The organism is Streptomyces sp. NBC_01618 (assembly GCF_045209435.1).
Classification (GTDB): Bacteria; Actinomycetota; Actinomycetes; order Streptomycetales; family Streptomycetaceae; genus Streptomyces.
Genome location: NZ_CP109297.1, coordinates 1,816,071 through 1,836,473 on the forward strand (window position 1 = coordinate 1,816,071; position 20,403 = coordinate 1,836,473).

20 protein-coding genes and 2 pseudogenes are annotated in these 20,403 nt (G+C 70.1%); 10 read left to right on the forward strand and 12 right to left on the reverse strand.

The features are described from left to right. Positions 1–11: 11 nt before the first annotated feature. A pseudogene (locus tag OH735_RS08610) lies at positions 12–197 on the forward strand (MBL fold metallo-hydrolase); the annotation flags it as partial. 120 nt (positions 198–317) lie between these two features. Here the strand turns inward: OH735_RS08610 and OH735_RS08615 are convergent. From OH735_RS08615 to OH735_RS08635, 5 genes are all read right to left on the reverse strand, one after another. Continuing rightward, entirely contained in the window at positions 318–1,310 is a 993-nt protein-coding gene (locus tag OH735_RS08615) for a TerC family protein (RefSeq protein WP_406380802.1), read from the reverse strand. 265 nt (positions 1,311–1,575) lie between these two features. Further along, on the reverse strand, positions 1,576–3,528 hold the full coding sequence (locus OH735_RS08620; protein WP_406380803.1) for a TerD family protein: 1,953 nt from the start codon (positions 3,526–3,528) through the stop codon (positions 1,576–1,578). A gap of 176 nt (positions 3,529–3,704) precedes the next feature. Next, the gene (locus OH735_RS08625; protein WP_073747806.1) at positions 3,705–4,283 is read right to left on the reverse strand and encodes a TerD family protein; all 579 of its coding nucleotides are present in this window, start codon (positions 4,281–4,283) and stop codon (positions 3,705–3,707) included. A 132-nt stretch (positions 4,284–4,415) separates the two neighbouring features. After that, entirely contained in the window at positions 4,416–6,551 is a 2,136-nt protein-coding gene (gene uvrB, locus OH735_RS08630) for an excinuclease ABC subunit UvrB (RefSeq protein WP_406380804.1), read from the reverse strand. 63 nt (positions 6,552–6,614) lie between these two features. Then, on the reverse strand, positions 6,615–7,514 hold the full coding sequence (locus OH735_RS08635; RefSeq protein WP_406380805.1) for an MHYT domain-containing protein: 900 nt from the start codon (positions 7,512–7,514) through the stop codon (positions 6,615–6,617). A 214-nt stretch (positions 7,515–7,728) separates the two neighbouring features. Between OH735_RS08635 and OH735_RS08640 the strand changes: the two genes are divergently transcribed. The 3 genes from OH735_RS08640 (at position 7,729) to OH735_RS08650 (ending at position 10,946) form a co-directional block, all read left to right on the forward strand. Continuing rightward, complete coding sequence (locus OH735_RS08640; RefSeq protein ID WP_406380806.1) at positions 7,729–8,673, forward strand: glycerophosphodiester phosphodiesterase; 945 nt, start codon at positions 7,729–7,731, stop codon at positions 8,671–8,673. 142 nt (positions 8,674–8,815) lie between these two features. After that, the gene (locus tag OH735_RS08645; protein WP_406380807.1) at positions 8,816–9,358 is read left to right on the forward strand and encodes a methylated-DNA--[protein]-cysteine S-methyltransferase; all 543 of its coding nucleotides are present in this window, start codon (positions 8,816–8,818) and stop codon (positions 9,356–9,358) included. A 151-nt stretch (positions 9,359–9,509) separates the two neighbouring features. After that, positions 9,510–10,946 (forward strand): MFS transporter, encoded by a 1,437-nt coding sequence (locus OH735_RS08650; protein ID WP_406380808.1) that lies wholly within the window; start codon positions 9,510–9,512, stop codon positions 10,944–10,946. A gap of 31 nt (positions 10,947–10,977) precedes the next feature. Here OH735_RS08650 and OH735_RS08655 read toward each other — a convergent pair whose 3' ends face one another. Next, positions 10,978–11,340 (reverse strand): cupin domain-containing protein, encoded by a 363-nt coding sequence (locus tag OH735_RS08655; protein WP_406380809.1) that lies wholly within the window; start codon positions 11,338–11,340, stop codon positions 10,978–10,980. Positions 11,341–11,461: 121 nt separating this feature from the next. On the opposite strand from OH735_RS08655, the gene OH735_RS08660 reads away from it, so the two are divergent. Together OH735_RS08660 and OH735_RS08665 are read left to right on the forward strand one after the other, a co-directional pair. Further along, the gene (locus OH735_RS08660) at positions 11,462–12,445 is read left to right on the forward strand and encodes a pseudouridine-5'-phosphate glycosidase (RefSeq protein ID WP_406380810.1); all 984 of its coding nucleotides are present in this window, start codon (positions 11,462–11,464) and stop codon (positions 12,443–12,445) included. 68 nt (positions 12,446–12,513) lie between these two features. Further along, positions 12,514–13,446, forward strand: a complete 933-nt coding sequence (locus tag OH735_RS08665; RefSeq protein WP_406386473.1) for a carbohydrate kinase family protein — start codon at positions 12,514–12,516, stop codon at positions 13,444–13,446. 31 nt (positions 13,447–13,477) lie between these two features. Here OH735_RS08665 and OH735_RS08670 read toward each other — a convergent pair whose 3' ends face one another. After that, complete coding sequence (locus OH735_RS08670) at positions 13,478–14,125, reverse strand: uridine kinase (RefSeq protein ID WP_406380811.1); 648 nt, start codon at positions 14,123–14,125, stop codon at positions 13,478–13,480. A gap of 31 nt (positions 14,126–14,156) precedes the next feature. Next, positions 14,157–14,573, reverse strand: a complete 417-nt coding sequence (locus OH735_RS08675) for a hypothetical protein (protein ID WP_406380812.1) — start codon at positions 14,571–14,573, stop codon at positions 14,157–14,159. A 119-nt stretch (positions 14,574–14,692) separates the two neighbouring features. Between OH735_RS08675 and OH735_RS08680 the strand changes: the two genes are divergently transcribed. Then, positions 14,693–14,902 (forward strand): nuclear transport factor 2 family protein, encoded by a 210-nt coding sequence (locus OH735_RS08680; RefSeq protein WP_406380813.1) that lies wholly within the window; start codon positions 14,693–14,695, stop codon positions 14,900–14,902. A gap of 41 nt (positions 14,903–14,943) precedes the next feature. Here OH735_RS08680 and OH735_RS08685 read toward each other — a convergent pair whose 3' ends face one another. Both OH735_RS08685 and OH735_RS08690 read right to left on the reverse strand, forming a co-directional pair. Beyond that, the gene (locus OH735_RS08685) at positions 14,944–15,450 is read right to left on the reverse strand and encodes a cupin domain-containing protein (protein ID WP_406380814.1); all 507 of its coding nucleotides are present in this window, start codon (positions 15,448–15,450) and stop codon (positions 14,944–14,946) included. Positions 15,451–15,651: 201 nt separating this feature from the next. Continuing rightward, on the reverse strand, positions 15,652–16,356 hold the full coding sequence (locus OH735_RS08690; RefSeq protein WP_406380815.1) for a winged helix-turn-helix transcriptional regulator: 705 nt from the start codon (positions 16,354–16,356) through the stop codon (positions 15,652–15,654). An 86-nt stretch (positions 16,357–16,442) separates the two neighbouring features. Here OH735_RS08690 and OH735_RS08695 point away from each other — a divergent pair, with 86 nt between their 5' ends. Then, positions 16,443–17,654, forward strand: coding sequence for a pyridoxal phosphate-dependent aminotransferase (locus OH735_RS08695; protein WP_406380816.1), 1,212 nt, complete (start codon positions 16,443–16,445; stop codon positions 17,652–17,654). A gap of 13 nt (positions 17,655–17,667) precedes the next feature. After that, positions 17,668–18,393 (forward strand): peptidase, encoded by a 726-nt coding sequence (locus OH735_RS08700; protein ID WP_406380817.1) that lies wholly within the window; start codon positions 17,668–17,670, stop codon positions 18,391–18,393. Positions 18,394–18,669: 276 nt separating this feature from the next. Here OH735_RS08700 and OH735_RS08705 read toward each other — a convergent pair. Further along, positions 18,670–18,755: pseudogene (locus OH735_RS08705) on the reverse strand. 31 nt (positions 18,756–18,786) lie between these two features. Beyond that, the gene (locus OH735_RS08710) at positions 18,787–19,518 is read right to left on the reverse strand and encodes a hypothetical protein (RefSeq protein WP_406380818.1); all 732 of its coding nucleotides are present in this window, start codon (positions 19,516–19,518) and stop codon (positions 18,787–18,789) included. Positions 19,519–19,873: 355 nt separating this feature from the next. Between OH735_RS08710 and OH735_RS08715 the strand changes: the two genes are divergently transcribed. After that, a complete protein-coding gene (locus tag OH735_RS08715; RefSeq protein WP_406380819.1) occupies positions 19,874–20,386 on the forward strand; it encodes a DUF3574 domain-containing protein in 513 nt (170 codons plus the stop codon). Positions 20,387–20,403 lie beyond the last annotated feature (17 nt).

Genomic DNA, 20,403 nt, shown 5'->3' on the forward strand with positions numbered 1-20,403 from the left:
GACCCTAGGGCTTCCCCGGCGGGGTCGGCAACACCCACAAGGACCCCGAGGCGTTCGCGAGCCTGCTCCACGATGTGGAGACCAAGCTCTTCGACCAGCTGCCCGACGAGACCTGGGTCTATCCGGGCCACGGCCACGACACCACGCTCGGCGACGAGCGTCCGCAGCTGCCGCAGTGGCGCGCCCGCGGCTGGTGACGGCGGCCGCGAAGGCACTCTCCACGCGTACGGACACCGGCCGGGGCGGGCAACGGACAGTTGCGCGCCCCGGCCGGTGCTGGTTCCCGCCCCGCCGGACGGCCGACGGGGACCGGTCGGTCAGGCGTCGACGCTGGAGCCCTCGTCCGCAGCCTTGTCCGCCTCGGCCCGCTCCTGCTTCTTGTTGGCCATGAGGCTGGTGATCGTGGTGATCACCAGCACACCGCAGATGACGCCGAGCGAGACCGGGATGGAAATCTCGGGGACGTGCACTCCGGACTCGTGCAGTGCGTGCAGCACCAGCTTCACGCCGATGAAGCCGAGGATGACCGAGAGGCCGTAGCTGAGGTGGACCAGCTTCTTCAGCAGGCCGCCGATCAGGAAGTACAGCTGCCGCAGCCCCATCAGGGCGAAGGCGTTGGCCGTGAAGACGATGTACGGGTCCTGGGTGAGGCCGAAGATCGCGGGGATGGAGTCCAGCGCGAACAGCACATCGGTGGTGCCGATGGCGAGCATGACGACCATCAGGGGCGTCAGGACGCGCTTGCCGTTGTTACGGATGAAGAGCTTGGTGCCGTGGTACCGGTCGGCGACCCCGAAGCGGCGCTCGATCGTCCTGAGGAGACGGTTCTCCTCGAACTCCTCCTCTTCCTCGTCGGCCCGCGCCTCCTGGATGAGCTTCCAGGCGGTGTAGATCAGGAACGCGCCGAAGATGTAGAAGACCCACGAGAAATTGGCGATGACGGCCGCACCGGCGGCGATGAAGATCGCTCGCAGGACCAGCGCGATCAGCACGCCCACCAGCAGTACCCGTTGCTGGAGGTGGGAGGGGACCGAGAACTTCGCCATGATCAGGACGAAGACGAAGAGGTTGTCGACACTGAGCGACTTCTCGGTGATGAAACCGGCGAAGAACTCGCCCGATGCCTGACTCTCACCGAAGACCAGCAGGCCGAGTCCGAAGAGCGCGGCCAGCGCGATCCAGATGATCGTCCAGATTCCGGCTTCCTTGGTCGTCACGTCATGGGGTTTGCGCCCGATGAAGAAGTCGACGGCGATAAGGGCTGACAGACCAAGAATGGTCAGCACCCAGAGGGTCCATGAAACGTCCACTGCGCCTCCGGCAGTTCGCTACGGCTACTGATCAGCGTCGTCGCTGCCGGAGGTCTCTTCCACCCTGGCGCACGGGCTGCGCGCCACGGGCCGGCGCCCCGGGACCGGTCACAGTCCGTACTGACGGGAACGCCGCGTATGGGAGTACTCCCCTCCGCCCAAAGAACAGTACAGGGAACACCAAGGAAAGGTAAAGGCTAGGGTAAAGATCTTTCAAAAGTGCTGGTCAGGGGGTGAAACTCGGTTGTCCGGGGGGCTCCGCCGCTCAGGCCTGCCGGGGGCGGCGGGCCGCGGCCACCCTGGCGAGCACCTCTTCGAGGACCCGGCTGCCGGGCGGCATCCTCAGTGGCTCGTACGTCCAGGCGTGGCCCACCCAGGGATCGGCCAGATGGTCGTCGGCGACCGGGGTGATCCGGAGCAGCGAGCGCCACAGCGGGTCGAGCACCGGTCCGTACGCGCCGGCGTCCGCCCGGTCCGCAACCATCAGCAGATGGACACCGACCGAGGGCCCCTCGTCGGCGAGGTACCGGAGCTGGGTGACGGCCCGGTCGTCGAAGCCGTGCGGGAAGTCGTTGACGATCAGCAGTTGCTCGCCCGTGTCCAGGTCCGGCGGAAGCGAATCCGCGGCGCCGGCCCGTATCGCCATCTGCACGAGGTCGACGCGCCGGGTGAGCCGGGCGAGGACTGTGGCCACGCCCCCGGCCCCGGCAGCGGGCGGACCGGCGAGGACCCCCGATACGACCAGCGGCGCAAGCGCTCCGGCCGCCGAGCCCGCGGGGTCGATGACATGGACGGAGAACTCGTGGGCCGGGTACACGGCCAGCAGCCGGGCCGCGTGCGCGACCGCGTTCTCCATGGCGAGGCGGCGCAGCTGGGCGGTATCCATCAGCGCTGCGGCCTCGGACGCCGTACGGCCGCTGTCGACCCAGATGCCCCGCTCCAGAGGGAGTCGGACCAGCAGCGGGATGCGCAGCTCCGGGCTCTCGGGCAGATGGAGCTCGCCGATGCGCAGCGCCATGGGAATCTCCATCGGGACGCGGTGGGCGTGCCAGACGGGGTTGTCCCACCCCGCGAACGCGGCGGGGAGTGCGGGTTCGACGACGGCGGACTCGGCGGCGAGCTGGGCGAGGTCGCGGTCGAGGGCCTCGCGGGCCCGGGCGGTCAGCTCGTCGCGCTTGGCCCGGGCCTGTTCGCGGGCCCGGTCACCGGCGCCGCCGATCCGGTTGCGCGGGTCGGACAGGGTCCGGTCGAGCTCCTGGCCCATGCGGGACTCGGCGAAGTCGACGGCGCTGCGGTACGCGGCGGTGGTGCGGGCCAGGTCCTCGAACATGCCCCAGATCTGGTTGTAGAGGCGCTCGTCCATCGACCAGCCGGTCGCGTCCCCGGCGACGGGCTGTGCGGGGCGGCCCGGCTCGGCGGGCGGCGCGGCGGGAGGGGGCGGCGGGGGCGCGGTGGCCTGGCGGCGCGGGTGCGCGTAGTTGATGGGGCCGCCCGTCGTGGCCGCGGACGGCAGGGTGGTGGGCTCGGTGAGCGGTTCGGGTGGCTGGGCGGCCGTCGGTGGCGCGACGGGTGGCCGGGGGCGGTCCGCGGGCGGTACCGGGCCCGTGCCGTGACCGACGCGGTCCGTGTCCGGGGTGCGCGGCGGGGGCGGGGCGACCGAGCGGGCCGTCGCGCGGGTGACCGCCTCCTGGATCGTGTGGGCCAGCTCGGCCGCCCGGGGCAGGCCCTGGTCGGTGAGCATGGCGGCGAGGCCGGCCGCGTAGCCCTGGCCGACGGCACGGACCTTCCAGGCGCCCTGGCGTCGGTAGAGCTCCAGGGCGGTGACCGCGGACTCGGCGTCCAGGCCGGTGAGGGTGAAGGTGGCGATCTCGGTGCCGTCGAGCCCGGTGACGGCCACGTACGGTGCGGCGACCGCACCGAACCGGACCGGGTATCCGGCACCCACGGGCAGGGCCAGCAGCACGGTGACCCGGTGCACCGGGTCGGGCAGCGCGTCGAGGTCCACGGCGAGCCGGTGGTCGGCGGCGGCCTGCCGGGACACTTCGAGCCCGGGCAGCTGGGGCGATCCCGGGTGGGCGATCCACTCGGTGCCGCGTACCGTGCCGTTCTCGTCGCCGAGCGTGGCACCGGCCACGACGGGCGTACCGGCCGATACCCGGATCTCCAGACGGGTCTGGGGCAAGGTGTGGTTCTGCCCCCGGACCAGCTCGGCCGTCATTGCCCTGCCCCCTCGGTGAGTTGCTGCTGCATCATGCGGTGTCGCGCGGTGCGGTACCGCGCGATGTGGCGTCATGCGGTTCGGTGCCGTGTGGTCCGGTGCCATGGTGCAGCTCCCGGCGGCCGATGCCTCCGGGAGCTGCGCGTGCCGATGTCGGCCGGCCGGTCAGGCCGTGCCTACAGGTGCGGCAGGATCGCCGGCATCAGGTCCTGGAAGGTGCGGCCGTTGGCCGGGTTGCCGAGGGCCGTCATCTGCCAGCCGTTCCCCGAACGGTGCACCTTCGCCATGATCTGGGCGGTGTACTGCCCGCCGCCGTCCAGCGTGTAGCGGGCGAGCTCCTGGCCGTTGGTCTCGTCGACGATGCGGCAGAAGGCGTTCTGCACCTCCTGGAACGTCTGGCCGGTGAAGGAGTTCACCGTGAAGACGATCTGGTCGATGTGGACCGGCACCCGCTGCAGGTCCACAAGGATCGCCTCGTCGTCGCCGCCGGAACCGGCGCCGCCGACCAGGTTGTCCCCGGTGTGCTTGACCGAGCCGTCGTCACTGACGAGGTGGCGGAAGAAGACCACGTCGACCGGCTGCTTGTCGGCGAACAGCACCGCCGAGGCGTCGAGGTCGATCTCCCGCGTACGCGAACCGAACAGACCACGGCGCGGCGCCGCCTGCCAGCCGAGCCCCATCCGTACCGCGGTCAGGGTCCCCCCGTCGCTCTTCTGCAGGCTGATGGCCTGACCCTTGGTCATATTGACCGTCACGCGCTGTCCCCTCTCCGCTTGCCCCGCATCCGTCCGTGCGCGGTTTTCCCAGCACCCTACGCAGTTGCGCCGAGGGCGCGGCCGCTTGGGGCGTTTTTGTGTCGGTCCTGCAACACACCCGATGCGACGGGGTCAGGCGAGACCCGCCTCGCGCATCTGGCGCAACTCCTTCTTCAACTCACCGACCTCGTCGCGCAGTCGGGCCGCCACCTCGAACTGCAGGTCCGCGGCGGCCGCCCGCATCCGGTCGGTCATCTCCTCGATGATTCCGGCGAGTTCGGCCGCGGGCCGGTCGGTGACCACCGCGCCCTTGCTTCCCGCCTTCCTGGCGCCGGCCGTCTTCGCGCCCGCCGTCTTGACGCCCAGTGTGGGAACGGGGGCCTTGGCACCCTTCACCTGGCGGTAGCCGCTGCCGAGCAGCTGCTCCGTGTCGACCTCCTCCCGGGCGATCGTGGCGACGATGTCGTTGATCTTCTTGCGCAGCGGCTGCGGGTCGAGGCCGCGCTCGGTGTTGTAGGCGATCTGCTTCTCGCGGCGGCGGTTCGTCTCGTCGATCGCCTGCGCCATCGCCGGGGTGATCTTGTCGGCGTACATATGGACCTGCCCCGAGACGTTACGGGCGGCGCGCCCGATGGTCTGGATCAGGGACGTCCCCGAACGCAGGAAGCCCTGCTTGTCCGCGTCGAGGATGGCGACGAGCGACACCTCGGGCAGGTCGAGGCCCTCGCGCAGGAGGTTGATGCCGACCAGTACGTCGTACTCGCCGGAGCGCAGCTCGCGCAGCAGCTCGATGCGGCGCAGGGTGTCGACGTCGCTGTGCAGATAGCGGACCTGGATGCCGAGCTCCAGGAAGTAGTCGGTGAGGTCCTCGGCCATCTTCTTGGTGAGGGTGGTGACCAGGACCCGCTCGTCCTTCTCGGCGCGCGTGCGGATCTCGTGCACCAGGTCGTCGATCTGGCCCTCGGTGGGCTTGACGACGACCTCCGGGTCGACGAGGCCGGTGGGGCGGATGATCTGCTCCACGAAGCCGTCGCCCCTGGACAGCTCGTACTTTCCGGGCGTGGCGGAGAGATAGACGGTCTGGTTGATCCGGCCCAGGAACTCCTCCCACTTCAGCGGGCGGTTGTCGAGCGCTGAGGGGAGCCGGAAGCCGTGGTCGACGAGGGTGCGCTTGCGGGAGGCGTCGCCCTCGTACATGGCGCCGATCTGCGGGACGGTGACATGCGACTCGTCGAGGACGAGGAGGAAGTCCTCGGGGAAGTAGTCGAGGAGGGTGTTGGGGGCGGTGCCGGGTGAGCGGCCGTCGAAGTGCATCGAGTAGTTCTCCACGCCGGAGCAGGTGCCGATCTGCCGGAGCATCTCAATGTCGTACGTGGTGCGCATCCGCAGCCGCTGGGCCTCCAGCATCTTGCCCTGCTTCTCCAGCTCGGCGAGGCGCTGCTCCAGCTCCTGCTCGATGCCGTTGACCGCCTTCTCCATGCGCTCGGGTCCGGCGACGTAGTGGCTGGCGGGGAAGACGTGGAGGGACTGGTCCTCGCTGATGACCTCGCCGGTGAGCGGGTGGAGGGTGGAGAGCGCCTCGATCTCGTCACCGAACATCTCGATGCGGACGGCGAGCTCCTCGTAGACCGGGAAGATCTCGATGGTGTCGCCGCGGACCCGGAACGTGCCGCGGGTGAACGCGAGGTCGTTGCGGCTGTACTGGATCTCGACGAAGCGGCGCAGCAGTTGGTCGCGGTCGATCTCGTCACCGACCTTGAGCTGGACCATCCGGTCCACGTACTCCTGGGGCGTACCGAGGCCGTAGATGCAGGAGACGGAGGCGACCACGACGACATCGCGCCGGGTGAGCAGCGAATTCGTCGCGGAGTGGCGCAGCCGTTCGACCTCCTCGTTGATCGAGGAGTCCTTCTCGATGTAGGTGTCCGACTGCGGGACGTACGCCTCGGGCTGGTAGTAGTCGTAGTACGAGACGAAGTACTCGACGGCGTTGTTGGGCAGCAGCTCGCGGAACTCGTTCGCCAGCTGGGCCGCGAGCGTTTTGTTCGGCGCCATGACGAGGGTGGGGCGCTGCAGCTTCTCGATCATCCAGGCGGTGGTCGCCGACTTGCCGGTGCCGGTCGCACCGAGCAGGACGACGTCCTTCTCATCCGCACGGATGCGCCGCTCCAGCTCGGCGATGGCCGCGGGCTGGTCGCCGCTGGGCTGGTAGGGACTGACGACCTCGAAAGGCGCCACCGAACGTTCGATCTTCGAAACGGGCCGCATGCAACCACCGTACGACCCACCACTGACAACCGGGCCGGGTCGGCCGTGGTGCCGGGTCGGGGGTCACCAATCTCCTGGCGACGCGGGATCGCGGGGCCGGGAGTGGAACGACGCCGGATCGGCATGTGTTCCGAACCTCGGGACCTGCCGCGGGACCTGCCGGGGGGCCGGGATTCCGGGGCGACGTCCGGCCCCGTTCAGTGCCTTGGGGTCGTCCCAGTCCGGGGTGCCCATCACGATCAGGGGGTCGAACATCACGACCACCGCGGCCAGGAGCAGGAAACAGCCGGGCCCGACGAGCAGCGGTACGAGGGGGGCGGTGGCCCCGTCGTCCGAACCGGCGCCGACGAGGGCGCCGGGATGCAGATGGACGCTGAGCGCGGCCATTCCGGTGTAGTGCATGCCGCTCACCGCGACGCCCATCACGACACTGGCGCCGAGGCTGGGCAGGAAGCCGTGGATGGAGACGGCCGCCCAGAGAGCGACCGTGGCGGCCACCACGGCGATGACCACGGAGAGGGTCACGGTGATCGTGTCGTACTCGAACTGCCCCGGAAGACGCATTCCGGCCATACCCAGGTAGTGCATGGTGGCCACGCCGAGCCCGGTGATCGTGCCGCCCGTCACCAGTGCCATGCGGGTGGCACCTCGGTACCCGACGATGAAGGTGCCGATGGCGACCATGCCGATCGCGACCGCGAGACTGGCGAAGGTGATCGGCTTGTCGTAGTCGATGACCACCCCTTCGACGGAGAACCCCATCATCGCGACGAAGTGCATCGTCCAGATTCCGGAGCCGATGGAGGTCGCGCCGAGGGCCAGCCAGCCGGCCTTGAAGGAAAGCTCGGTGCGCAGCGAACGAGCCGTGCAGCGCAGCCCGAGGGCCGCGCCGAGGCAGGCCATGAGGAAGGCCACGACGGGCGTCACCGCTCCGTAGCTGAAACCGTCGATCGTGCCCTGCATGCTCGTACGCCCTTCGCGGAAGCCCGGGTTCGAGGTGACCCTAAGGCGCGAGGCCCGGCAGACAAACAGAAGAGCTGCATTTTATCGACACGGAAATCGGTCCGTGACCCGGTCTCAGGAGCGGCGTTCACGTTGTGGCCGTCGTTCGCCTGTCCCTCGTTGGAGGACAACTGCCACTCTCGAACCGCCCGTAACTCTGACGCGAGGAGTACACGTGTACGCACGTACCGCCACCGCCGCCGTCGCTGCCACCGCTCTCATGGGCGCCGGCGCCCTCCTGATGTCGACCACTGATACGCGGACCACGAGTACGGTCACGGCCGGACACACCAGCACGGTCACGGGCATCCGGACCGTGAGTACCCGGACCGAGGACACGAAGCCGGACGCTCCGGTCGTCCTCGCCCACCGGGGCGCTTCGGCCTATGCGCCGGAGAACACCCTGGCGGCCGTCGACAAGGCCGACGCCCTCGGCTTCGACTGGGTGGAGAACGACGTCCAGTTCACCAGTGACGGCGTGCTGGTGGTCGTGCACGACACCGATCTGAAGCGGACCACCGACGTCGAGGAGGTCTTCCCGGACCGCGCTCCGTGGGCGGTCAAGGACTTCACGGCCGCCGAGATCGCCCGGCTGGACGCGGGCAGCTGGTTCGGTCCGCAGTTCGCCGGTACCCGCGTGCCCACCCTCAAGCAGTACCTGGACCGGATCGAGCGCAACCACCAGAATCTGCTGCTGGAGATCAAGAGCCCGGAGATCTATCCGGGCATCGAGAAGGAGACCCTGCGGGTGCTGGGCCAGAAGGGGTGGCTCGACCGCAATCATGTCAAGCACCGGCTCGTCATCCAGAGCTTCGGCGCGGACAGCGTGAAGAAGGTGCACCAGCAGCGTCCGGACGTCACGACCGGCTTCCTCGGCACCCCGGCGGTGGCCGATCTGCCCTCGTACGCGGCGTTCACCGACCAGATCAACCCCTCGCACACGTCGATCTCCGCCGACTACGTGAAGGCGGTGCACGCACTGAAGGGCGCACACGGCAAGAAGCTCCGGGTGAACACCTGGACGGTCAACGACGCGGCGACCGCCGCGAAGGTGGCGGGCTTCGGCGTCGACGGGATCATCACCAACACCCCTGATGTGGTGCGCGAGGCCACGGGCTGACAGCTCGGCCACCCCGGCTCCGCGGCCCGTTGCCCTGGCTCCGGGTCCATTGCCCTGGCTCCACTGTCCATTGCCTTGGCTCCAGTGTCCGTTGCCCTGGCTCCGCGGTCCGTTGTCAGTGGGCGGCCGTACGATGGTTTCCATGAACAGCAACGGGGTTGTCGAGTGGGCCGTCGTCGAGAGCGACATCGGCCCGCTGCTGCTGGCCGCGACCGACGCGGGGCTGGTGAGTGTGGTCTTCCATGCCCGTCCCGAGGTCAGGGAGAGGGCGGTCGGACAGTTGCGGACGCGATTCGGTGCGGAGCCGGTGGAGAATCCCGGCTCCGCACGGCTCGCCGAGCCGATACGCCAGCTCGCGGAGTATTTCGCGGGCTCGTTGCGGGAGTTCTCGCTGGAACTGGACTGGTCGCTGACATCCGGTTTCAACCGCCAGGTGCTCCGCGAGCTGGCTTCGGGGGTCCCTTACGGGGCGGTCGCCGGGTACGGGGACCTGGCCGAGCGCGTGGGGCAGCCGGGGGCCGCGCAGGCGGTCGGGGCGGCCATGGGCTCCAATCCGCTGCCGGTGGTGGTGCCGTGCCACCGGGTGGTGGAGAACGGCGGCGGACTCGGCGGGTTCGGCGGGGGGCTCGAAACCAAGCGGAAGCTGCTGGCGCTGGAGGGTGTGCTGCCACAGCCGCTGTTCTGATTCGGGCTGAGGTCGGGCTGCGGTCGGGCTGCGGAGGGGGCTGTTCCTCCCCGATCCGTAGCCCTGCCGTGGCTCCGCCGTAGCCCTGCTGTGGCCCCCGCCCGGACCGAACCCGGTTTCGTACCCGTGTACGGGCTGGCACACTGCGCCAGTGACCAACACCCTCGACGCACCTGACACCCCCACCGGGTCCGGCCTTCCCGGCGCCGGCCCGGTCACGGCGGACGAACTGCCCGGACTGCGCCGCAGAACGTCCGCGGTGCTCATGACCAGCCAGATACTCGGCGGCCTCGGCGTGCCCATCGGTATCGCCCTGGCCCCGGTCCTGGCCACGGAGGTGAGCGGTTCCGAGGCGCTGTCCGGTCTGGCCCCGACCGCGTCGGTGACCGGAACGGCGCTGCTCTCGCTGCCGCTGGCCGCGCTGATGACCTCACGGGGCCGGCGCCCCGGTCTCGTACTGGCGTATCTGATCGGTGCGCTCGGCGCGGGGCTCGTGGTCCTGGCCACCATCGTGGAGAGCTTCCCGCTGCTGCTGCTCGGCATGGCCGGGTTCGGTGCCGGTTCCTCGGCCAATCTGCAGGCCCGGTTCGCCGCCGCGGATCTGGTCGAGCCCGACCGGCGCGGCCGGGCGATCTCCACCGTCATCTGGGCCACGACGATCGGTTCGGTTCTGGGGCCGAACATCGCGGCCCCGGTGGGACGTCTCTTCCGCGGCACCTCGATATCCGAACAGGCGGGTCCGTTCTTCTTCGCGGCCGGGATCTTTCTGCTGGCCGCCCTGGTGGTCTGGGTGCTGCTGCGGCCGGACCCGCTGCTCACCGCGCGGGCGCTGGCGCCGCAGGAGGCCGGGTCCCCCGCAGGCCGTTCGCTGCGTGCCGGTGTCGCGGCGGTCCGGGCGTCTGCGATGGCGCGGCTGGCACTGGTGACGGTGGCCGTCTCGCACACCGCGATGGTCTCGATCATGGTGATGACCCCCGTCGACATGGGCCATCACGGCGCCGGGCTCCAGCTGATCGGCCTGGTCATCAGCGGCCACATCGCGGGTATGTACGCGTTCTCCCCGGTGATGGGCTGGCTGTCCGACCGGTTCGGCCGGCTCACCGTGATCGGCCTGGCGGTCGGGTTGCTCTCCTGCGCCGCACTTCTGGCCGGCACGGCGGGCGCCAGTCACGGACAGACGGCGGCCGGTCTCTTCGTGCTCGGGCTGGGCTGGTCGGCCGGGCTGGTCGCGGGTTCGGCGCTGCTCACCGACTCCGTGCCGCAGCCCGCCCGCGCCGCCGTGCAGGGTCTGTCGGATCTGATCATGAACACGGCGGCGGGCATCGGCGGCGTGGTCGCCGGGGTGATCGTCGCCCGGGCGAGCTACGGCTGGCTGAACGTGGTCGGCGCATGTCTGCTGCTGCCCATGGCGGCGCTCGCCCTGCGCCGGGCGCTCACCCGGCCCGCGGCACAGGCCGAAGCACGGGCGACGCAGGCCGAAACAGCAGCCTCCGATACGACGCCCGCAGCCTCTGCACCCGGGGCACCTGCTGCGCCCGCTGCACCGAGTGCAGAGACTGCACCCGGCTCCGACGCCCGAGGCTGCTGACGCTACTGAGGCTTCGAAGGCTGCTGAGGCTTCAAAGGCTGATGTGGTACGCCTTGCGCAGCGTCTCGTGCACGGTCCACGTCGTCCGGTCGCCCTCGCGCAGTACGCAGGCGTCCCCCGGCCCGATCTCCAGCGTCTCCCCGCCCTCGACGGCCACGGTCGCGCGTCCGCTGACGACCACGAACAGTTCATTGGCCTCGGTGTCGGTGACCACGCCGGGCGTGATCTGCCAGATCCCGCGCACCTGCTTGCCGTCGGGCGACTCCCAGAGCACCTTGCCGGTCACCACGGGGGCGCCCGAGACGATCTGTGCCGGGTCGAGCGGTTCCGGTTCGAGTTCGGCAGCGGGAATGTGCACGGCGAACGAGGCGGGAGCTTGATCAAATGTGGTCATGGCCGGTCACCTTAGCGACCGCTCCGGAGCGACTCCGCACCAGGACCGGGAGAACATGCGCAGGAGACGAGTAGCCCCGCAGCACGTTTGAGGCCGGTGCGCCCGCGACAGAGATGTGGACATGTCATTGAATGCGTCGCACAGCGCACATTCCTACGCCCCCGTCCTCTCCACCGAGGTACGGACGGCCCTCGCCACGCACCACCCCGTCGTGGCTCTGGAGTCGACGATCATCGCCCACGGCCTGCCGCGCCCGCGCAACCTGCGGGTCGCCGAGGAACTCGAAGGGCTCGTACGGTCCGCGGGCGCGGTGCCCGCCACGATCGCCGTACTCGACGGGCGGGCCCACATCGGCCTGGACAAGGACCAGTTGGAGCGGGTCGCGGCCGACCCGGCGATGCGGAAGCTGGGCCACCGGGACCTCGCGCCGGCCCTGGCGGCGGGCGCGAGCGGGGCGACGACCGTGTCCGCGACGGCGTTCCTGGCCGCGCACGCGGGCCTGCGCGTCTTCGCGACCGGCGGTCTCGGCGGCGTACACCGGGACTGGACGGAGACCCAGGACGAGTCCGCGGACCTCCAGCTCCTCGCGCGGACCGGCATCACCGTGGTGTGCGCGGGGGTGAAGTCGATCCTGGACGTTCCCGCGACGTTGCAGCGTCTGGAGACGCTCGGTGTAGGCGTGCTCGGTTACGGCACCGACCGCTTTCCCGGCTTCTACCTGAACAGCTCGGGCGAACCGGTCGACTGGACCGTGCGCACACCCGAGGAGGTCGCGGAGGTGATGCGGGCCCAGGACGCGCTCGGCGGCCCCGGCTCCGCGCTGATCGTCGCCAACCCCGTGTCCGTGGCCGACCAGTTGAACCCCGCTCTCCATGACCGCGTGCTGGCGGAGGCACTCGACGTGTGCCGGGAGCGCGGCATCGTGGGCCAGGCCGTCACACCGTTCCTGCTGGACCAGCTGATGCGCGGGACCGGGGGCGCTTCGCTGGAGGCCAATCTGGCGGCCGTGCGAGGAAACGTATCGCTTGCCGCTCGGATCTCCGGTGCGTGGGCCGCCACCGCGCCGGACACGACATCGCGCCGGAATCCGGCGGCCGGTCAATGACCGACGACAGGCCGATGACCAGCGACGGGGCATTGGCCGACGACGGGCCGATCGCCAAGGACGGGTCAATGGCCGACGACAGGCCGAAGACCAACAGCGGGCCGATGAGCGGCGGCGGCCTGCTCGTCGTCGGCGACGTGGTCACCGATGTAGTGGCCCGGCATGCGACGGCGCTGGTCCACGGTACGGACACCTCGGCCCGGATCCGTACCCTCCCCGGCGGTGCGGGCGCCAACGTCGCCTGCTGGGCGGCGCGTTCGGGCTGCCCTGACGTACGGCTACTGGCCCGTGTCGGCGCCGACCGTGCGGTCTGGCACCGTGACGCGCTCCGCCGGGCAGGGGTACGTTGCCTGCTGGCCGTGGACGACGACGTGCCGACCGCCACCGTCGTCGCCCTCGTCGATTCCGCCGCCGAGCGCACCTTCCTCACCGACAGCGGTGCCGTGCTCCGCCTCTCCCCCGACGACTGGTCACCGTCGATGCTCGACGGCATCGCCCATCTCCACCTCTCCGGGTACCTCCTCTTCGCCGCGACGAGCCGGGCGACGGCCCTGCTCGCCCTGCGGGAGGCCCGGCAAAGACGGGTCACGGTGAGCGTCGACCCGGCTTCGGCCGGCTTCCTCGCCGAGCTGGGCGTCGACCGGTTCCTGACGGTCGTGGAGGGTACGGATCTGCTGCTGCCCAACGCGGACGAGGCCCGGCTGCTCACCGGACTCCCCGAACCGTCCGACGCGGCGGCCAAGTTGAGCCTTCAGGTGCCGCGGGTGGTCGTCACGCTCGGCAAGGGCGGGGCCCTGCTGGCCGTCGCGGGCACGGTGACCCGGCGCGTCCCGGCTGTTCAGGTGCGGGACGCCGTGGACTCGACGGGCGCGGGCGACGCGTTCACCGGCGGCTTCCTCGCGGCGCACCTCGCGGGGGCGGACGACGCCTCGGCCGTGGCGGCGGGCTGCCGGTCGGGGGCGGAGGCGGTCACCACCGTGGGGGGCCGCCCCGGCCCATGACGCCCCCGGCTCGCCGTATCGGCCTCGCCAGCTACCCGCTCCGTCCCCAACCGGTCCAGGCGGGGTGCAGCGGGTCGTCGGCCCGTACGACCGCGTCCGCACGTCCGGCGGGTGCCACCTCGTCCTCGTACCGCGCGAAGGCGGGCAGGGTCCAGTGCTCGCCCGCCTCGGTACGCCGCCGCAGTGCGCCCGGCGACAACCGCAGATGGATACTCAGATCGAACGGGAACCAGTGCCCCAGCAACAACGGACCGTGCACCACCAACACACCGCCCTCTGGCAGGGGTTGATACGGAGCACGCGTGGCCCGGTCCGTCACCGGATCCCAGAGATCAGGAAGCACCCGCCCGCTCCCGCCCGCCTCCAGCGGCCCGAACACCTCGCGCCACAGCGCGCCCGTGTCGAACCAGCTGTCGTAGTACGAGTCGGGGTCCTCCTTGCCGTACTCGTACCGAAGACTCGCCGGCCGCAGAAACCCCTCGGTCGACACCACCAGCACCGCACGCCCCCGGACCCGCAGCGCCTGCGCGACTCGCCCGGCCAATTCTCCGGTGCGGGCCGCTGGGGCGCCATCGACGGCGACTTTCAGCCAGGGCCCGGCGTCGGCCGGCTCCAGACCGTCGGCGTGCGTGGCGCAGGCTTCGGTCAGCCGTTCCCAGGTGATCGCTTCGAATCGCACCCGACCATCATCGCCCCGGCCCCGCGCGCCTTCACCGGGCGTCCCGCCGACGGGGTGCCTCCTCGCCGCTTCCCGCCAGGCGACTCCGGGCCAGGCGCACCACTCTGTCGGCGAGCGGGCGCAGGCCCGGTTCCCGGTCGGCGGCCGCTTCGGCGAGGCGGCGGATGTCGGCGAACCACTGCCCGGTGCCCCGGTCCGGCGCGTCGATGCGCCGGAAGCCACGCTCCAGCAGGCCCCGGGCGGTCTGCGGCTGCCCGCGCAGTACGGCCTTGGTCGCGGCGACGGCATTGGCCAGGGCGCTCGCCGGCCGCGACCATTCGTCGCCGCGCGCCGCGGTGTCGTCCTGGTGGGCGGCAAGCGCGCGCAGCAGGTCCTGCGTCAACGCGGCGCGGCGCGCCGGATCGAGCCCCTCCGCGCTCTTCCCGCCCTTCGGGTTCTCCCCAGTCACGACTGGCCTCTCCCGTCGCGCACAACGCTCCCACCGGTCACAACACTCCCGCCGGTCACAACGCCCCCGCCATTCAAATCGCTCCGTCCACGGCGAGTTCGCGTTCTATGATCCTCTCCATGGACCTCGAATTCGCTCGCGCGTTCGCCGCCCAGTGGCAGGACGACTGGAACTCCCACGATCTCGACCGTGTTCTGGCGCATTATCACGAGGACGTGACGTTCAGTTCACCCGTCATGGCGCGGTTCGCCGGCGATCCGTCCGGCACGGTGCACGGCAAGGAAGCGCTGCGCAGGTACGGGGCATACGGGGAGACGCTCACCGACTGAGGGCCGCCCCGGCAACGATGGACGGGTACGCGTCACACGGTCTACTTCTTCGCGCCGCAGTGCACCGCGTCGGCGTCGTCCGACAGCGCACTGCCCTCGGGCAGCAGATACGTCGCCAAGATCACCACAGGTTCGGTCCCCAGGTTGCGCCCGATGTGGCGGTGCTTGGCCCCGGACGGCTCGATGAAGGACGAGCCCGCGGATATCACCTCGACCGAGCAGTCGTCCATAATGCGCGTCAGCGTCCCGGACTTGACGACGGCGATGACCTGACCGCTATGGGTGTGCCAGCCGGTGGAGCCGCCCGACTCGACGGTGATGGTCCGGAAGGTCACGTCGGTGCGGCCGTTCGGGGTCTTCACCCTCAGCTTCCCCGCTGACGTGCCCTTCGCGAGCACCGTGCCACTCACACCGCCGGCGGGTGTGGCGACGGCTGCCGACGGCAGGAAGCCGAGCGCGGCCGCGCAGCGGCCTATACCCAGGGCCTTGGCGAGTCGCGCCTGCTGTACGCGCCACCCGCGGTTCCCCTGCTGTCTGCCGACCTTCACGTGCGACTCCTCTGCCTCGGCGTCCCGGAAGCATCCTGGACACCCCGGACCGGACGTTCCGAACCGGACCCCGGGCCGGAACCCCGAACCGGAAATCCGAACCGCAATTCCGGAACCGGTCATATCAAATGCCCCCACGCTACCCGCGAGTTGAGCCGCGAAACCCTCCCGGCCCGACGGTCGTCGCCCACGCCGTCCCGGTCATTCGCCGCGGAGTTCGGCGACGAGCGGCCCGTCGCCCGACACCTCGACGCGCCCATCCTCGACGGCCTCGGCGAGCGTCAGCTCCCCCCGCCCGAGCGCCAGGCAGACCTCGACGTCGAGGGCGATCCGGGCATCGGCGTGGTCAGCGGGGCCATCCCCGTACACAGCCGCAACGGCCGTCGAATTTTCCGTCCCCCCGGCCATCCCCCCGGCCGTCGCGCCACCGGCGCGTACATGGAACTCGCCCTCGTCCAGCTGGACTTCGACGACCCCGGCATGGGTCAGCCCGTCCAGCGCGCGCAGCAGCGGAAGCGCGAACCAGTGCGCCCGCACCGCATCGGTGGGCCGCCGCTCGGTGAGCGCGGGCGCGCCCCACTCCGCGAGGGCGGCTAGTACGGGCAGCAGCCCGCGGCCGCGCTCCGTCAGTTCGTACACCGAGGCCGCGGCGGGCGGCGGGAGCCGGCGGCGGGTGGCCAGGCCACCCTGCTCCATGTCCTTGAGCCGGGAGGCGAGGACGTCCGTACTGACGCCCGGCAGGTCGGCGTGGAGGTCGGTGTAGCGGCGGGGGCCCGCCAGCAGTTCACGGACGATCAGCAGGGTCCACCGGTCGCCCACGGAATCGAGGGAGCGTGCGGTGGCGCAGAACTGGTCGTAACTCCGGCGGCGGGCCGGGCGGGTTGCGGACTGTTGCTGACGTGGCATGCGACGCAGTCTAGACATGTTGTTGGACTTTCCAAGTCCGAGCTTGGTAAAACCAAGTATCGCAATCAGGTCGGGGAGGCCACCGCATGGAATTCCGGCAGTCCAGCAAGCTCAACGAGGTCTGTTACGAGATCCGGGGCCCGGTCATCGAGCACGCCAACGCCCTGGAGGAGGCGGGCCACAGCGTGCTCCGCCTCAACACGGGCAACCCGGCACTCTTCGGTTTCGAGGCGCCGGAGGAGGTCGTCCAGGACATGATCCGGATGCTTCCGCAGGCGCACGGCTACACCGATTCGCGTGGCATCCTGTCCGCCCGCCGGGCGGTGGCGCAGCGCTACCAGGCGATGGGGCTGGCGGACGTCGGGGTCGATGACATCTTCCTCGGCAACGGTGTCTCGGAGCTGATCTCCATGGCCGTCCAGGCGCTCCTGGAGGACGGTGACGAGGTGCTCGTCCCGTCCCCCGACTATCCGCTGTGGACCGCGGTGGTGACCCTCGCGGGCGGCAAGGCCGTGCACTACACCTGCGACGAGGCCTCGGACTGGAACCCGGACCTCGCGGACATGGCGTCGAAGATCACCGACCGTACCAAGGCCGTCGTGATCATCAACCCGAACAACCCGACCGGTGCCGTCTACCCGCGCGACGTCCTCGAAGGCATCCTCGATCTGGCGCGCAGGCACGGCCTGATGGTGTTCGCCGACGAGATCTACGACCAGATCCTCTACGACGACGCCGAGCACCACAGCGTGGCGGCCCTCGCGCCCGACCTGGTCTGCCTCACCTTCAGCGGTCTGTCGAAGACGTACCGGGTGGCGGGGTTCCGCTCCGGCTGGATGGTGATCTCCGGCCCGCAGCAGCACGCCCGCAACTATCTGGAGGGGCTGACCACGCTCGCCTCCATGCGCCTGTGCCCCAACGCGCCCGCGCAGTACGCCATCCAGGCGGCGCTCGGCGGCCGGCAGTCGATCCGGGAACTGGTCGCGCCCGGCGGCAGGCTGTACGAACAGCGCAACCGGGCCTGGGAGAAGCTGAACGAGATCCCCGGCGTTTCGTGCGTGAAGCCGAAGGGCGCGCTGTACGCGTTCCCGCGCATCGACCCGAAGGTGCATCCGATCGTCGACGACGAGAAGTTCGTCCTGGACCTGCTGTTGCGAGAGAAGATCCAGGTCGTGCAGGGCACCGGCTTCAACTGGCCGCGGCCCGACCACTTCCGGATCCTGACCCTCCCGTACGCTGACGATCTCGACGCGGCGATCAGCCGCATCGGCCGCTTCCTGACCGGATACCGCCAGTGATCGGATGCCCCCGGTGACCTGCCCCGCCTGTCGCGTTCCCGTCCTCACCCAGTTCGCCTCGCCCGAACTCGTCGGCCCGATCGTCGAGGGCGGACACGATCCGGCCACCGATCCCGCGTGGGCGGAGTCGGGAGCGGCGTCACCGGCCGAGTACGCGCGCTGGTCCGGTCATCTGTGCGGTATGACCTGCCTGCGCATGGCGCTCGGCGCCGGGGAGAGCTCGCGACGCACCGGGGACAGCTCGCGCGCCGGGGAGATCCCGGGCGCCGTGCCGGAGGGGGCCGCCGGGGCCCCGTCCCTGTTCGCGCTGCGCGACGGCGCGCTCAAGTACGGCGCGTACACGGAGGATGCCGAGGGCGTGATCCGGGGCCTGATCTACGCGCCTTTCGCACAGTACGTACGGGAGGTGCACGGACTCGACGCCACGGTCCACCGCCACCTCTCCGTGCGGGAGATCCTCGATCTGCTGGACTGCGCCCGGACCGTCATGGCCTCGGTGCACTACGGCATCCGGCATCCGGAGCGGCCCGCTCCGGGGCGCGGCGGGCATCTGGTGCTGTTGACGTCCCGTACGGCCGACGGCGCCGGTGTCCACTTCCACAACCCCTCGGGCACGACGGCCGGGACGCGTGCCGCGGACCTTCCGCTGCCCGATTTCGAGCGCTTCTTCGCGGGGCGCGGGGTGTCGCTGCCCGCGAGCGGCGCGTTGTCCGGAACGGGAGCGGACCCGGGGGCGTAGCCGGCCCCCGGGCCCTGAAGGTGCCACCCATGCGGCACGCCGACACTTTTAAGGAACCGTGTCAGGTTTATGTCGTCGCGTCCTGCCTTTAGACGACCGCAGATCGAAGCTCTGCGGGCCGGAGTCGAACCGGCATCTCGACGCCCATGGGCACGGGCCCGATCGATTCGGCGATGGGTGGCGAATGCTGAGTCTGGAGCAAGAGTCTGAGATTGATCGCGGTCTGCCTCTGCCAGTTGGGCTACCCCGGCCCGTCCGTGCGCGGAACGCGTCGAATGCCGGGAGGAGGACTCGAACCTCCACTGGAACCGCGTCGTCACGACAAGCTTCAGTTTCAGCTTGCGCTCCTCGCGCACCCCGGCCGTAGTGAACGGCCGGGGATTCCTTGGTCGGTCACCCGAAGAGGTAACCGAATACCGCATCACCCACCCGCTGGTCGGTGACGTCCACGCCGTTGGCCTCCTCACGGGCGAACTTCACGGCCTGCTGGAGCTTCTCCACCCGGTCCAGCAGTTCATTGACCCGTCGCGCGGGCAGGGCGCCGGAGAACTTCACGGTCGTCCAGTACCCGATCGGAACGTCCTCGTAGTACACCTCGACCTGCGCCGGGTGCTTGTCGGTGGCCTCCGCCTTCACGTGGTTGCGGGGCACCTTCTTCGTGCGGAGCGTCCGCACCGGCTCGGTCTTCCACGAGTCCGTCGACGGGTCCTGGGTCCATGCCTCGGCGGCATCGAGCACCGGAAGCTTGCGGACGAAGGTGTTGATGTCCGTCAGCTGCTTCTCCAGGAAGAGCAGATACGACACCGGCACCTCGCTCACGAGGACCCGCCCGTCGACCTTCACATCCGCGCGGGCCGCGCAGTTCGCCCAGTCCTTCGTGGCGGTCACATCGAAGAGCCGGGTCAGGGTCGCCGCGGTCTGTCGCAGCACGTCCTCGGCCTTGATCTGCACGAGCGTCGACTCGGGCGGCAGCTGCTCGCCCTCCTCGTCCTTCGGCTGATACGTCCGGGAGATCCCTGCCAGCAGACCGGCCTTCTGAAGGCCGTGATGCGCCGCCGTCAGGTCCTGGTGAGCCTTGGACTTGACGCCCTTCTCCACTTCGATGATCTGATTGAGTTTCGCCACATCGAGGAAGCTAGCAGCGCCGAACCGATGGGAACCAAGGGTTTTTCACGGCAACGGCCCTTCAACGGGCCATCGAAGGCGCGGGGTACGCGGGCGCTGCGGGATTTCGGTGAATCCCTCGGATTCGGTGAAGCAGTGGGATTCGGCGAAGCAGTGGGATTCAGTGAAACCCTCGGATTCCGTGAAGCAGTGGGATTCCGGCGAAGCTCCGGTCCGACCCGTACGGGTGGTTTCCGGTGGGTGCTCCCATGTCCTGCCGCCGTCCGGCGCGCGTCGCTTGCCACAGTGAGCCCCGCGCATCCGCGCCGCAGGCCCTCACGGACCCCCGCGCAGACTCCGAACGAAGGTTCCCGCCTTGCCTCGCTTCCCCCACTTCACCCGCACGAAGGGCCTCACCGGCCCGAAGCAGCACACCGCACTCACCGCAGCCGCCGCCCTGGCCGTCCTGGCCGTGGGCACACCGGTCGCGTACGCCACGCTCGGCGACGAATCCCCCGCCGCCTCGCGCACGGCAACGTCGTCCGTCGCCGTGCGCGGGAAGGCCTACATCGAGACCCGGCTGTTCTTCGGCACCGAACGCCCCGACGGCGGACCGACTGTGACCGATCGTCAATTCCTTGCGTTCGTCGACGAGGAGGTCACACCGCGCTTCCCGAACGGACTGACCATCCAGGACGGCCGGGGCCAGTGGCGGGATTCCCGCGGGGTGATCGAGCGGGAGCGCAGTTACGAACTGACCCTGCTCTACCCGGCGTCCGAGGCGCGCGTACGTGATGCCCAGATCGAGCGGATCCGGGACGCCTACGAGAAGGCGTACGCCCAGGACTCGGTGGCCCGGCTCGAAGAGCGCACGACCGCCGACTTCTGACACCGACCGCCGACTTC

What these genes read in the sequence shown, in the direction of transcription:
- OH735_RS08620 (WP_406380803.1), bottom strand. Translation starts at nt 3,528, where the DNA reads ATGACGGCCGAGCTGGTCCGGGGGCAGAACCACACCTTGCCCCAGACC.
- uvrB (WP_406380804.1), bottom strand. Translation starts at nt 6,551, where the DNA reads ATGCGGCCCGTTTCGAAGATCGAACGTTCGGTGGCGCCTTTCGAGGTC.
- OH735_RS08635 (WP_406380805.1), bottom strand. Translation starts at nt 7,514, where the DNA reads ATGCAGGGCACGATCGACGGTTTCAGCTACGGAGCGGTGACGCCCGTC.
- OH735_RS08645 (WP_406380807.1), top strand. Translation starts at nt 8,816, where the DNA reads ATGAACAGCAACGGGGTTGTCGAGTGGGCCGTCGTCGAGAGCGACATC.
- OH735_RS08655 (WP_406380809.1), bottom strand. Translation starts at nt 11,340, where the DNA reads ATGACCACATTTGATCAAGCTCCCGCCTCGTTCGCCGTGCACATTCCC.
- OH735_RS08660 (WP_406380810.1), top strand. Translation starts at nt 11,462, where the DNA reads ATGTCATTGAATGCGTCGCACAGCGCACATTCCTACGCCCCCGTCCTC.
- OH735_RS08665 (WP_406386473.1), top strand. Translation starts at nt 12,514, where the DNA reads ATGGCCGACGACAGGCCGAAGACCAACAGCGGGCCGATGAGCGGCGGC.
- OH735_RS08680 (WP_406380813.1), top strand. Translation starts at nt 14,693, where the DNA reads ATGGACCTCGAATTCGCTCGCGCGTTCGCCGCCCAGTGGCAGGACGAC.
- OH735_RS08690 (WP_406380815.1), bottom strand. Translation starts at nt 16,356, where the DNA reads ATGCCACGTCAGCAACAGTCCGCAACCCGCCCGGCCCGCCGCCGGAGT.
- OH735_RS08695 (WP_406380816.1), top strand. Translation starts at nt 16,443, where the DNA reads ATGGAATTCCGGCAGTCCAGCAAGCTCAACGAGGTCTGTTACGAGATC.